Annotated in this window: 13 protein-coding genes; all 13 read left to right on the top strand. The window is 48.9% G+C overall.

The window, feature by feature from the left end:
- Position 1: 1 nt before the first annotated feature.
- The 13 genes from QRX25_RS14655 to QRX25_RS14595 all read left to right on the top strand — a co-directional run bounded on the left by QRX25_RS14655 (position 2) and on the right by QRX25_RS14595 (position 12,754).
- Entirely contained in the window at positions 2–1,108 is a 1,107-nt protein-coding gene (locus QRX25_RS14655; protein ID WP_212098880.1) for an SU10 major capsid protein, read from the top strand.
- A 49-nt stretch (positions 1,109–1,157) separates the two neighbouring features.
- On the top strand, positions 1,158–1,412 hold the full coding sequence (locus QRX25_RS14650; RefSeq protein WP_013351565.1) for a hypothetical protein: 255 nt from the start codon (positions 1,158–1,160) through the stop codon (positions 1,410–1,412).
- Positions 1,413–1,414: 2 nt separating this feature from the next.
- Positions 1,415–1,633 (top strand): hypothetical protein, encoded by a 219-nt coding sequence (locus QRX25_RS14645; protein ID WP_212098877.1) that lies wholly within the window; start codon positions 1,415–1,417, stop codon positions 1,631–1,633.
- A 13-nt stretch (positions 1,634–1,646) separates the two neighbouring features.
- Positions 1,647–2,033, top strand: a complete 387-nt coding sequence (locus QRX25_RS14640; RefSeq protein ID WP_212098874.1) for a hypothetical protein — start codon at positions 1,647–1,649, stop codon at positions 2,031–2,033.
- A 189-nt stretch (positions 2,034–2,222) separates the two neighbouring features.
- Positions 2,223–2,369, top strand: a complete 147-nt coding sequence (locus QRX25_RS14635) for a hypothetical protein (RefSeq protein ID WP_262388202.1) — start codon at positions 2,223–2,225, stop codon at positions 2,367–2,369.
- 80 nt (positions 2,370–2,449) lie between these two features.
- Entirely contained in the window at positions 2,450–2,773 is a 324-nt protein-coding gene (locus tag QRX25_RS14630; RefSeq protein ID WP_249199253.1) for a hypothetical protein, read from the top strand.
- Positions 2,774–2,779: 6 nt separating this feature from the next.
- Positions 2,780–3,169: a minor capsid protein gene (locus tag QRX25_RS14625; protein ID WP_212098865.1), complete on the top strand. Its 390-nt coding sequence runs from the start codon at positions 2,780–2,782 to the stop codon at positions 3,167–3,169.
- 24 nt (positions 3,170–3,193) lie between these two features.
- Positions 3,194–3,748 (top strand): hypothetical protein, encoded by a 555-nt coding sequence (locus QRX25_RS14620; protein WP_212098862.1) that lies wholly within the window; start codon positions 3,194–3,196, stop codon positions 3,746–3,748.
- Between the two features lie 57 nt (positions 3,749–3,805).
- On the top strand, positions 3,806–4,177 hold the full coding sequence (locus QRX25_RS14615) for a hypothetical protein (RefSeq protein WP_212098859.1): 372 nt from the start codon (positions 3,806–3,808) through the stop codon (positions 4,175–4,177).
- A gap of 332 nt (positions 4,178–4,509) precedes the next feature.
- Entirely contained in the window at positions 4,510–7,332 is a 2,823-nt protein-coding gene (locus QRX25_RS14610; RefSeq protein WP_212098856.1) for a phage tail tape measure protein, read from the top strand.
- A 6-nt stretch (positions 7,333–7,338) separates the two neighbouring features.
- Complete coding sequence (locus tag QRX25_RS14605) at positions 7,339–8,763, top strand: glucosaminidase domain-containing protein (RefSeq protein WP_212098853.1); 1,425 nt, start codon at positions 7,339–7,341, stop codon at positions 8,761–8,763.
- Positions 8,764–8,774: 11 nt separating this feature from the next.
- On the top strand, positions 8,775–10,175 hold the full coding sequence (locus QRX25_RS14600) for a phage tail protein (protein WP_212098850.1): 1,401 nt from the start codon (positions 8,775–8,777) through the stop codon (positions 10,173–10,175).
- Positions 10,176–10,189: 14 nt separating this feature from the next.
- Positions 10,190–12,754, top strand: a complete 2,565-nt coding sequence (locus QRX25_RS14595; protein WP_212098847.1) for a peptidase G2 autoproteolytic cleavage domain-containing protein — start codon at positions 10,190–10,192, stop codon at positions 12,752–12,754.
- Positions 12,755–12,758: the final 4 nt, after the last annotated feature.

Genomic DNA, 12,758 nt, shown 5'->3' with positions numbered 1-12,758 from the left:
AATGTTAACTAGTTACGATTTTAAAGATCAGGTACGACAACTTGATGCGGGGATTGAGCTTATTATTCAGGATGAACCAACGTTGCTCGGTCTGATCGGCTTAAACGGAGAGGCGCTTTATCAGACTAAATTCGAGTGGATGTCTGACCGACTTAACTCAAACCTCGCGACTGTTAAATCGGTAGCGGAAGACGGAAAAATTACTGTGGCTGAAGAGGACGGAGAGAAGTTCCGTAAAGATGCCATTGTCGTTTTTGGCGAAGAGTACCTGAAAGTCACTAACGTGTCTGGCGATGTGCTGACTGTTGTTCGCGGATTTGACGGAACAGTTCAAGAGGAGATCAAGGCCGGAACTGAGCTGCGAATTGTTTCCCGTCCGCAAAACGAAGGTGCCGGTGTCGGTATCGATGAAGGTCACGATCGTTATGTAGATTACAATTTCACGCAGATCATTGAAAGATACGCTGCCGTTTCTAACACTCAACAAGCAGTACGTACACATAACGTGTCAAACGAACTTGATTACCAAGTGCAGCTACGCCTTAAAGAGATGGCGCGTGAATTTAACGACTGGTTGATCTACGGCCGCAGAATTGACGGCAGACCTCGCACCACTGGTGGTCTTTTGCACTTCGCTAGCCTGAAGAATGCTACTAGAGCTAACTTAAAAGGAGAAGAGGTTGGGGCAAAGGCAATTAATGATGTAATGGAACAAGTTTATTTAAGAGGCGGATCTGCTAACACAATCCTTACCAATACTGCGGGAGCGCGTCAAATTTCGAAATTGGCGAAAGATACTATCCGCACAGAGAGAACGGACACAACTACAGGCCACAGAGTGAGCACCTTTGTTTCTGATATGGTGGGCGGAGGAGAGGCAACTGTAATCGTTGATCCAAACTTCCCTAAGAACAAAATCGCTCTCTTTGATCGTAACATTCTTTCTCTTCATCCATTGAGTGGGCGTTCGGTCTACGACGAGGATGCCACAGTTCCGGGAGCTGACTTTGTTGCGCGTCAGATTCGCGGTGAATACGGGATCAAAGTCAAGAACGCGAACGAAAAAATCGCTATTATCGAGAACATCTCAACATCTGTATCTGTTTAACATCGACGGGCTTCGCGGCCCGTCTTTTTAATTTGAGAGGAGGCCAACAATGGCAATTACAGATGATCAAAAACGGAGATTAAACGAATCTATGCCGGTCGCCAACGACCTAAAGCTCGGCGATATCATTCAGGAATTACAGGAAGGCGGAGGCACGGCCGGTCCGAAAGGTGATAAAGGGGACACCGGACCCCAAGGACCGAAAGGCGACACCGGACCAAAAGGAGCGGACGGGTTCGGAACCAAAGCGCAGTATGACGACATTATCGCGCGGCTTAAAGCGTTAGAAGGAGCCGGCTCTTAATAATGGCCGTCTATAAAGCCTCTCCGTTTTATTCCGTAGGCACTGACCAGACGATCGTTTTCGACCACAAAGGCGTTTACGAAACCGATGTTCCGGCAGAAATCAAGCAGTTGAATGCATTATGTCCGCGATGGATTAGCTGTGTTGTGTCAGACGATGGGACGGAAAAGGCGGAGGCAAAGGTACCGAAAAAGCCTGCACGTAAGTCCTCCGGAAAATAAGGAGGCGGTGCGCATGGCTTTAAGTGTAGAAGCTGCGAACGAATATATTAACCGAATGACAATCGATAACGAGGACTGGAACGACTATGACGACGCGAAGAAGCAGCGGGTATTAAACGTAGCCGAAGACGTCTTGGCTCGAAAATTTCGTAAGTACGTCATCCCTGACGACGCAGTTTACGAGTTTACGAATGTGCTTGCGACTGCTTATAACGATACAAACCGTCTGAACAAGCACGGCATCGCGTCTTACTCAATAACCGGTGTCGGGTCTTTTACGTATAAGGAAACGCTTCGAGCTGACGATGAGTCTCTCATACCGAAAAAGACGATCGACCTGATCGAAGAAGCGAACAACGTGAAACTTAGCGGCCGGACCGTAAAAGCGACGGTGATGTAATTGGCGATCATCCCAATGCGTCAGACCGTGACCGTTACTCGTGCTTCAGATGATATAGACGTGTGGGGAAACCCCATGGACGTCGAACCATTCGATATTAGGTGCCGAATCGACGAGGGATCTACTATTGCGAATTCACGTTCTTCCGGCGTTGTAAAAAGTGAGGAAGTAGTGGCTACGGCGCGTATTTTGGTCGATAAATTAGCCGACATCAGGTATACAGATACACTCGCATTTACGAACGAGCTTGGCGAAACCATTGTGCGTAAGCCGAAGGAAATAAACGTGAAGCGTCACGTCAGTGGTAAGCCGATTCTGACCGAGGTGGTCGTATGAGTTTCACGCTGGATGCTGGCGATTTTTTATCGTTACTGGATAACCGAGGGGCGGCCGTAGAACAGGCGGCAAAGACAGCGATGCATGATAACACGGATGACCTCGCTAGGCTTGCGCAAAACATTGCCCCGATCGACAAAGCCACGCTCCGTCGCGGCATGAAAAAGAAGGTTACGTTAAAACGCGATAGTCTGATCGGTGAAGTATCGTTCCGGGCCGTCGATAAAGGCTTTAACTATGCGTTATGGACTCATGAAGCGGATTATAACCTCGGACCGGTTTCGGCAAGTGCCGGCGGCATTAGCGGCTATCCGGTCGGAAACAAGTATCTGGAACGTCCGCTGAAAGGTGAATCGGAGAAATACATTAATCACGTAGCAGACGCGGTGAGAAGGGAGTTGTGATAATCGTTGAAGATAACCGAATTAATCTCGTTTATACAGTCGCGGGTTGACGGCGTTTATTACGCGAACGGATTCCCGCGGAATGCAGCAGACGAGTGTATTTATGTGCGTTTCACAGGCGGATTTCCTCCGTCTCAATGGACCGGAAAGAGTCAGCCTTCGTTTCAAATAATCGTACGAGGAAAGGCGCGAGGCGACGCTGATTGCGAAGAGAAGGCGTATCAGCTTCAGGAAGCGCTAACGAACCTCCGCGAAGTGTTTATCGGAAATAGCTCCATCGTTGTTATTCGCGCGGCCAATTCAGTGCCGTTATTTATCGGATACGACGACAATGATCGTCCTCAATACTCGTTAAATTTCGATTGTGTAGTGCGCCCCGCCCGGGCGCTTTTTTAATGCAAAAATAAAGGAGGAAAACGGATGGCAGGAATTAAAACGATTCAAGTTCCTATCGGCCCCGCAATCGTCGAGTACGGCGAGGGCAAGGATATGGTGACGTTCGATATCACGAAGGGCGGCATCGTTTTTAAGGCGCAGATGTCTAAACAAGATACGACTGTCGATCAGTACGGTGACTCGATCGTAGGCTCGCGGACAAAGGGTGGAACTTGCGAATGTACCGTACCGTTTGCGATCTATGATTTAGAAAAGATCCATAAGGCGGTCCCGAACAGTAAGTACGTGTCTGACGGAGACAAAAAGAAGCTAGTAGTCAGCGGTAAAGCCGGGTATGACTTGCTGAAGGACGCGAAGCCTTTACGAATTAAGCCGACAGATCCGGAAGCAACGGCCAATGACTGGCTCACGATTCCGTTAGCGGGCGCATCAACTGACATCGAATATACGTATGACTCCGATAATGAGAGGATCGCTAACCTAACGTTTACCGGTTATCCGGACACGATGGGAGACGGCGATCTTTTTATTATGGGTGACGAAACAGCCGGTACTTCTTCCGGTGGTAGCAGCGAATAACAACGAAAGACATCGTCGGGAGGCGGTGTCTTTTTATTTACATGAAAGGAGAATCGTATGAACATCTTCGGAAAGAAAAAGGAAATTGACGCGGTTCAGCTCGGCAAGTATCCGGTAGAGGTCGCTAAGCTTACTCCGGCTAAGTGGAAACAGCTTTTCTTAGCACTCGATAAAATTCCGGGCCTTATCTTGCAAGTCATCAGCGCGCCTAAAACAGATTTCTATTCGTATTTAGTAAACGCGATCGATATCGGTTTAGATGAAATTGTCGAGATTACCGCGTTGTTAAGTGGCGTCGAATCTGAGTATATCCGAGAGGAAGTCGGGACTGACGAAATTATCGAATACCTCACGCTCACCGTTAAAAAGAACCGTCTTGATTCGCAAGCAAAAAACGTGAAGAGCCTTCTTCCGAAACTCGAAAAGTAGACGAAGAGGGCGATCCATATACGATTGATGATTATCTAATCGAAGCGGCTATCAGCCTAGGCGTCACACAGCACGCAATAGAAAACGAGTTTTATATGGTGGACATACCGAAATTTGTGCGCGCTAAGACGAAGCAAGGCGCGGCAAGGCGCATAGAAGACATTCGTGTACTTCTCGCGACGAACAGCCGGTCTAGTGAGGACGACGAATATAAACAGCTCATGAATACGTTGATTCGAGTGGCAGGACTTCGCCCTGAAGTGAAATTCGACCGTGAGAAATTCGAACAACTACGGGCTTTACAGGGGAATTTTCGGAAAGGAGGTAAATAGATGGCCGGAACAACAGTCGGAGAAATCCGGGCGCGTCTCGTATTAGACATGGCGGCCTGGTCCCGTCGATCTCAGCAAGCTCGAAACGATATGGATCAAATGGGCCGTTCATCTGCGAATCTCTCGAAGCAAATGGGCCTCATCCAAAAGGCTTCGCTTGCGGTCGGCGGCGCAGTCGTAGCCGGCATCGGTGTTTCCGTCAAAAAGGCGGCAGACTTCGAGGAGGCCATGTCGCGAGTTAAAGCGATCAGCGGTGCGACCGGTCAGGACTTCGAAGATCTGAAGAACATTGCGGCTAAGATGGGCGCCGAAACAAAATACACCGCAGTCGAGGCGGCCGAGGGTCTTCAATACCTTGCGATGGCGGGCTTCAGCGTAAAAGCGCAAGTCGGATCGTTGCCGGCCGTTCTTAACTTGGCCGCAGCTTCCGGCGAAGGACTCGGACGTTCAGCGGATATCGTTTCGAATATCATGACCGGCTTCGGCATTAAAGCGGAAGATTCCGGACACGCCGTTGACGTACTCGTAAAAGCGATGACGACGGCCAATACGGATCTGCCGCAATTAGGCGATGCCATGAAGTTCGTCGCTCCTGTCGCGCACTCTCTCGGATATTCTATCGAAGATACTGCGACGGCCGTGGCGAAAATGTCAGACGCCGGTATTCAGGGATCGATGGCGGGTACGGCGCTTCGTGCGTCACTTTTGCACCTAACAAATCCGGTAGGCCAGTCGGCCAAAGCGATGAAAAAGTACGGCATCGAAGTAAAGGATGCGCATGGAAACCTAAAACCGATACCGGAGCTCGTCGGACATATTTCGAAACAGTTCGAAGGGATGACGTCAGCACAGAAAACGGCAGCGGCGGCACAGCTCGTCGGAGTTGAAGCAGCTTCCGGATTCGTTACGCTTTTGGGCGTCGGAGAAAAGGGACTGCGCAATTATTCGAAGTCGCTAAAGGAAGCCGGCGGGACAGCGGACAAAGTAGCGAAAACGCAGATGGATAACCTCAAAGGGTCATTCGAACAGTTTACGTCTGCGCTCGATGGCCTTGGAATCGCGATCGGTAACGAGTTTTTACCTACTTTCCGAAAAATTGTCGATACCGGTACGAAGGTGGTCGAGTTCCTTAGTGAACTGAATCCGGGGATCATTACGACGGGCCTCGAAATGGCGGGCGCGGCGGCAGCGGTGGCGATGGTCGCGTCGTCCATGGTGAAACTCGGAATCGCAGTGCGTGGTTTGTTTGTTGCGATGGGGCCGACCGGATGGGTGATTGCCGGGCTCTCTTTATTGGCGGGAGCACTCATCGGGGTAAAAGCGGGATACGATCAGATGAACACCGTGAGTTTAGAATCGGCTGAAGCTAAACAAAAAGAAATTGAATCGCTGAACGATTTATCTACGGAGTTTGAGAAGCTTCAGAATAAGACGAAACTTACCGCGGATGAATTTGCGTATTATCTCGATTTAAATGACCGGATTAAGGCGGAGACGGATTCCGACTCAATTAAACGGATGAAGGACGAACAGGAGGGGCTACGCAAGAAGTCTGGACTGACGAACAGCGAATTTGATCGCTATCTTTCGCTTAACGATAAGGTCTTAGAGAAGGCACCGCAAACAAGTGCTGCAATTACCGATCAAGGTAACGCGTTTGCGAAAAATACTAAGGCGTTAAAGCGGCTGACTGAGGAAAAGGCGGAAGATTTACGGCTTGATCTGGAAAAGCAGAAAAACCTTGCAAATAAAAATTTCGAAGACAACCTAAATAAGCAGAAGCAGCTTACAGGAGAAATAAATGATCTGACAAAAGAGAGACATAAGAGCGAGAGCGAGGTAGCGAATCAGGTTGCGATAGTTGAGGCCACAGAAGCGAAATTAAGAGACGCAAAGCTTGCGGGTAATGAGAAGGAAGCTCAGTCTCAGCAAACGGTGCTCGAAGTTCAAAAAGGGACATTAAAAACTCTTAGAGGTCAATTAGACACCAGCTTACAGAAAATATCAGCTAAAAAGACCGAACTTGATAAGGTGAACGAAGAATTATCTAAGTTGGATACTATTCGTCAGAAAATGGTCGATCTCGAACTCCGACAAGTCGGCTTAAACGCGAAAAAGGGCGAAGGTGTTAAGGTAATTAACGAAGAAATCGGTCGTTTACAGGCTGCGAGAGCGAACCTTGTCAATAACACAGATGCGGCGGACAAAAAGAAGAAGAAATATAAGGATGCCGTAAAAGCGATCGACGACGAAATCGCTAACCTCCGGACAGCTAAGGGGCGCGTTCAAGATATCACCGAAGAAGCAAGACGGATGAACAGCGAGCTTGGTAAAAATATTAACAAGACCGTTTCAGTTACGTATAATTCATCCGGCGAAGAAATTAAGGTATCGAAGAAAACGTTTAAGAAAACGCACGGTCACGGAGGGCAGGAAGTAGCCGGCGCCTACCACACTGGCGGCATCATCGGCCTCGGACAGATCAATAAACTGCACATCGGCGGCCTCGCTTCTCAATTCGCTAACCCGATGAGCCACGAAGTAGATATCCGGGCCCTGCGTAACGAAATGGTGCTTACTGAAGCGCAGCAGGCGAACCTCATGCGAATGATAGACGCAGGGCACACGACAGGTCTCGGAGGAGATTCCGGCTTATCATCGGATATGCTGCGCGCGCTTAGTTCGATTGAGCAGGCGATTAAGACGAAGGGCGGCACTTCCATAATCGTAGATGGATACGAGCTCGGCCATGTAATTGAGCCGCATATTAGTGCGATCCAACAAGACAGCCTCGATATAGAAAGTCTAAGGAGCGGGAGGTGATTTCGAATGGGAAATACGGACTTCATTAAGAAAATCGCACCGGATGCGCAGAAGATATTCGTGAATTATAAAATTCTCGCCAGCCTTGTAATCGCGCAGGGGTGCCTCGAAAGTGCGTACGGGACTAGCGGCCTCGCAGTAAACGGGAAGAACCTTTTCGGAGTGAAAGGCGAATATAACGGAAAATACGTCATCATGAAAACGTGGGAAGTAATTAACGGAAAGAACGTTCAAGTAGACGCTAAGTTCCGGAAATATCCTACGTGGTACGAGTCGATGCAAGACCTTGCGAAGCTTTACGTAAATGGCGTCAGTTGGGACCCGAACCATTACAAGGCGGTCGTAGGTGAGAAGAATTACAAGAAAGCGACTGCTGCTTTAGTAAATGCCGGATACGCCACGGACCCGTCTTACGCGTCAAAGCTTAATAGAATTATTGAAATGTATAATCTAACGAAGTATGACACCGCCCCGTCTCCATCGAACCCGTCCACTCCTTCTAAGCCTGAAACAAACAACCCGGCTCCGGTTGTCATTGAAGAGCCAGAGGTATCTATTGACGTTTTTTCAAGCGTTTATACAACGCCTCCATCCGGTGTCCCTATTACAGATAGCAACTTCCGGATACTTTACAAGGACGGACGCATAATCGATATGGCTCGCGATCTATCGGTCCTTGTACGGAGTTTCAAGATTGCTTCGCCCACTCCCGACATTGATTACGAAACGATTCCGGGAAGGGACGGCCTAGTTCGAGTAGGAAAAAACTTCGGAGCCCGAACGCTGACTGCCGAATGTCTCTTGCTCGGAGCGGATGACGTTGATTTTCATTTATTACAAGCGGAACTCTTTCACGCGCTTCATCGCGAGGAGGAGTTCTTTTTAGTTTCGGAAGCGACGCCGAAAAAGCGATGGCGAGTCGAGTTAAGCGCATCATTCACGCCTGACCGAATCGGCAGCTTCGGAGATTTTACGCTGACTTTCCAAAGCGCCTCGACCTACTGCGAGTCTGTCGGAACAACGCTAGACGCGTTTACTTTTGATGCGGACAAATGGCAGATAGGCGAAGGGCTGACGGACGATATCCCAACGTACAAACACAAGACGAAGACTTTTCGTATTTTCAATGCGGGAGCCGTGCGGCTAGATCCGAGGTACATGCCTTTAAAAATTACGTATAAAGGCGCGTCTAGTAAGTTATCGATCAAAAATAGAACAACAGGCGATTTGTGGACGTTTTCCGGCACTTCCACCGCGAAGGAAGCGATTCAAATTTCCGGTGTTATATCGAAAAAGGGAAACGTCAGCATCTTCGGACAAACAAATTTCGGACTCATTACGCTTGAGCCCGGATGGAATGAATTCGAATTAAGCGGAACGAGTGGGGATTTTGAGATTGCGTTTGATTTCCGATTCCACTATTACGCGTAGGGAGGTGGGCTATGTCAAATCTGATTGTGAAGAGCCTTGCCAATCAAGTCGAAGCCTTAACGGACTTCAGTGTGACGAAGAAAGACGAAATTGATAACGGAAGGTCTTTAGACGTATCGGTTGTACAGACGGATAGGAACGTACACTCCTTCCCGCTAATTCAAAATGAAGGCTCTCTTTTTTATGAAGACGAGGAATTCGTGATCAGAAAGACTCGGTATGTACCTATCGGCGGTAAAAGACTAAAGGTCGATATTACAGCCCTACACCGATCGTTTTCAGACCTTGGAGAGAATTACGTTTACGAGACTTCGGGAAAAAAGAAAAAACTTTACCTCGAAGATATGCTTGACATCGCATTAAAAGGTTCCGGGTATTCTTACGAGGTTGTACCAGAAGGGCTTGGTGATTCGTTTGAGGTAGAGGAGTTTGGGAACGGATACTCACTCGGACTGTTAAACGATATAAAGGAAAAATACTCTGCTGAATATGAGTGCATCGGAAAGAAAGTATATTTCGCGAAGGAGATAGCGAGAGATACAGACTATGTTATTCGCGATCGAGTAAATGTAAAAGATCCGACACAGGAAATCGACACCTCTTCTATTAAAACGTATATCAAGGGCTTCGGAAAGAAGGACGACAAGACAGGGAAATATGCGGTAGAAGCTGAATACAAAAGCCCTTTGGCTGCAATCTACGGAATTAAACACGCAAATCCAATATTCGACGATTCTTACACGGCGAAGGACGAGGGGAAACTTGAGCAGCGGCTAGAGAAGGAACTGACCGACAAGATCGAAATATCTATCAGTTTGACATATGTAGAAGTCGAAGCTTTGAAAATGCAGGACATTCGAAAAGGTGATTACGTGTGGTGCGTATTGGAGCCATTTGATTTACGTACCAAGCTTCGCGTTGTCAGTGTCGAATCTTACTCCGACCCGAATAAACCGTCTGTTTTTACTTTCGGAAAATTGAGGCCGAATATCAGTAAAACTGTCGCAAAGCTTGGTCGTACGCAGAGCACGCTCTCCAAACTTATCGACACGTCGACCGGAAAAGTAAAAGGCAGCGCTATAAGCGGGAACATAACAATCGGAAAAGACGCGATTTATGAAGACGGATACGATCCGACAAAGCTGTCGATTCCTACGTACGGCCGGGCAAACGCAACAACGGACGGGCTTATGAGCTCGTCGGACTACGTGAAACTGGCGAGTATCGTATTGGGGCCCGACGGTCAAGTTTCTGTCTCGCTGGCTACCGAAACAACGAACGGCTTAATGAGCGCAGCCGACTTCGCAAAACTGAAGCGTATCAAGGTCGGTACGGCTACGGTGGATATATCGACACTTTCGCAACAGCTTGAATCGATTAATAAGCGCCTGACTGCGCTAGAGAATAAATAACGAGGAGGAATACAATGCCGAAATTTCCGTACAGAAAGGCCGGGGCGGCGTGGGACCGTGTTTTTCGTAACGACCACAACCAGAACCTCGATGACATTGCGGATGATATTAGAGGATCGTATACGGAACTGGCCGCACATAAGAACGCAAAAACCGCCCACACGTCGGATCAAATCGACCATGGCGGTTTTTCTTTGCGCACATATATCGACGGTCTGTATAACCGTATAAGAAATCTGATCCTTAATGCGGACGGTACAAACGTTAAAGAGGTCGTGGATGCTCGTGTGGACGCGGAAGGAAACATCGCGCCTTTATTGAAAGAGCGGCTCGACAAAGAGTATAACAAGCTTTTGCGCAAGATTGAGCGTGATGTAAACGTTGACGATTACGGAGCCGATCCGACAGGCGTTAACGATAGTACAGAAGCGTTTAAGAAAGCAATTGGAAACGGTAAGGTTAGGCTTAATTTATCCGCCGGCACATACATCGTTAAAGGCGTCAAGCTTCCGTCATGGACGTATTTGATCGGCCAAGGCATGGGCGTCACTACTCTAAAGCTGCACGAGGACACGCCGGCCAGTGAGTGGGTCATCATAAACGCAGATCCAGCGTCTGGCAACCGTAATATCGTAGTCCAAGGAATGTCGCTCGACTGGAACCCGGAGCGTCAGGGCGGCGTAGGTGCGACCGGCGGCATCCATTCGAGTTGTTTGACTTTTGCGCAGGTGAAGTTTGGCATCGTCCGGGAAGTTGAAGGCATTAATCCGGGACTCCACTGTTTCGACGTATCGGCCCCTTCTTACGATATTACTGCGAAGGATTACACCGCAACGGGCAGTAAATACGTCTGGATCGATCGCTGCGTCGGATATGGCTACGGAGATGATGGAATCACTACGCACTATAGCGAATACATCTTCATTACCCATAACGTAATGACGAATCCAAGCGGAAAAGCCCACAAAAAGGGGGCGTCTAATTCGAACGGCATCGAGGTCGATGACGGATCTAAGCACGTATGGCTTATCGATAACTATACCGAAGGAAACGTCCGCGGCGTAGAGGTAAAGGCACATACGGAATGGCCGGCCCCTTCTAACGTTCATATTCGCGGCCACGAATCCTTCCGTGATGTTCGGTCTTATGATTTGCGGCACATCGGACACCATCTTGCGACAGATCCGTGGAGTGAGACGGCGAGAGACGTGACGCTAGTCGACTGCACAGCGCGAGAGCCGATATACAATTCGCTTTATGACGGACTGGAACCGAAAGCCTTAGTGATTTCGGCATACCAACGCGTGAAGATAATCGGTTTTACAGCGATCGGCGATCCGACGTATGACTACAAAGGAAAGTCTATGATTGCCTTTCAATATAAGAGCCGGAAGATAAACGTAACCAATCTGCAAATTTCCGGTTTTAAAAAGGCCGGCTATGATATCAACGTCACCGGCGGCGATCAGCGGACAGATGACGTCTTCATCTCCGATTTCGTTATTCATGATTCGGCGCAGAACGGTATCGGGATCGGTGGTGGCGTGTACAACGTCAATCTGAATAACGGAATTCTTCACGTAGCAAGCGGTACGGCCGGCATCACCTCGCCGAATACGCAAACAAATATCTTAATGGTTCGGGCATACGGTTACGAGAGTGCGGCAGTCCTCGGGGGCCAGAAGCATTCGGTCGTCCCGAATAACGTGAAAGGCGGCTTCCGTGCTGCTTCTACATCGGGCCACGTCTTAGACAAAACAAGCGCAGTGATTGCGACCACAGGCGGATGTATAACGAAGGGACCTAGAAACGTCGTTCTAGGCTCCAGCGGAGGTTCCTCGACAGATGCTTCGCGTCAAGCGGTTATCGCGTCAAATAGTTCTCATACAAAAGGCGACGGCTCATCGAGGGTCGTACTCGCGTCTCAAGCGGTTATCAATGATAACGGCTACAGCGTTAGAGGCGGCTATGGTAGCGGAAGTGCCTCGGTCGGCAATACGAAATGGGAACTCGATTCGACTGGCGGCCATATTCGCGGTACAGGTCGGGTAGAAAGCGTCTCAGATTTCAAAGACTTCGCGGAGTATTTCGAATCTGCTGACGGCCAGAAAATCGATTCTAGTTTTCTTGTCGCGCTAGAAGGCGAAAAGATACGAAAAGCGGGCGAAGGAGATAAGATTCTCGGGGTCGTTTCGGAAACGGCCGGCCTAGTGCTCGGCGGCGCTGCGTTTTATTGGAACGATCAGTACGAAAGGAACGAATTTGGCGGTATGGTTTACGAAACGGTTATCGATGGTGGCGAAGAGATCAGCGTGCCAAAATTAAACCCCGATTATGATCCTGCTCTCGAATATGTGCCGCGTGACTCTCGTGACGAATGGCATGTCATCGGTCTGATCGGCCAAGTCTTCGTTAGGATTGACGAAACAGTGGCCGTAGGAGATAGCGTATCAGCAATCGAAGGCATCGCAACCAAGGCGGAAAGCGGCGGCTATGGAACTGTTATGAAAATCAAATCCCCGTATGATGCGGAAAAAGGCTACGGTGTAGCGCAAATGATCGTTACGCCGCAGCACTAAGGAG

Source organism: Bacillus sp. L381 (assembly GCF_030284525.1).
Classification (GTDB): domain Bacteria; phylum Bacillota; class Bacilli; order Bacillales; family Bacillaceae; genus Bacillus; species Bacillus amyloliquefaciens.
This window is presented reverse-complemented; position numbering and strand designations above follow the sequence as displayed.

Coding starts and splice junctions, on each gene's coding strand:
- QRX25_RS14655 (WP_212098880.1), top strand. CDS start 2: ATGTTAACTAGTTACGATTTTAAAGATCAGGTACGACAACTTGATGCG.
- QRX25_RS14650 (WP_013351565.1), top strand. CDS start 1,158: ATGGCAATTACAGATGATCAAAAACGGAGATTAAACGAATCTATGCCG.
- QRX25_RS14645 (WP_212098877.1), top strand. CDS start 1,415: ATGGCCGTCTATAAAGCCTCTCCGTTTTATTCCGTAGGCACTGACCAG.
- QRX25_RS14640 (WP_212098874.1), top strand. CDS start 1,647: ATGGCTTTAAGTGTAGAAGCTGCGAACGAATATATTAACCGAATGACA.
- QRX25_RS14630 (WP_249199253.1), top strand. CDS start 2,450: ATGCATGATAACACGGATGACCTCGCTAGGCTTGCGCAAAACATTGCC.
- QRX25_RS14620 (WP_212098862.1), top strand. CDS start 3,194: ATGGCAGGAATTAAAACGATTCAAGTTCCTATCGGCCCCGCAATCGTC.
- QRX25_RS14615 (WP_212098859.1), top strand. CDS start 3,806: ATGAACATCTTCGGAAAGAAAAAGGAAATTGACGCGGTTCAGCTCGGC.
- QRX25_RS14610 (WP_212098856.1), top strand. CDS start 4,510: ATGGCCGGAACAACAGTCGGAGAAATCCGGGCGCGTCTCGTATTAGAC.
- QRX25_RS14605 (WP_212098853.1), top strand. CDS start 7,339: ATGGGAAATACGGACTTCATTAAGAAAATCGCACCGGATGCGCAGAAG.
- QRX25_RS14600 (WP_212098850.1), top strand. CDS start 8,775: ATGTCAAATCTGATTGTGAAGAGCCTTGCCAATCAAGTCGAAGCCTTA.
- QRX25_RS14595 (WP_212098847.1), top strand. CDS start 10,190: ATGCCGAAATTTCCGTACAGAAAGGCCGGGGCGGCGTGGGACCGTGTT.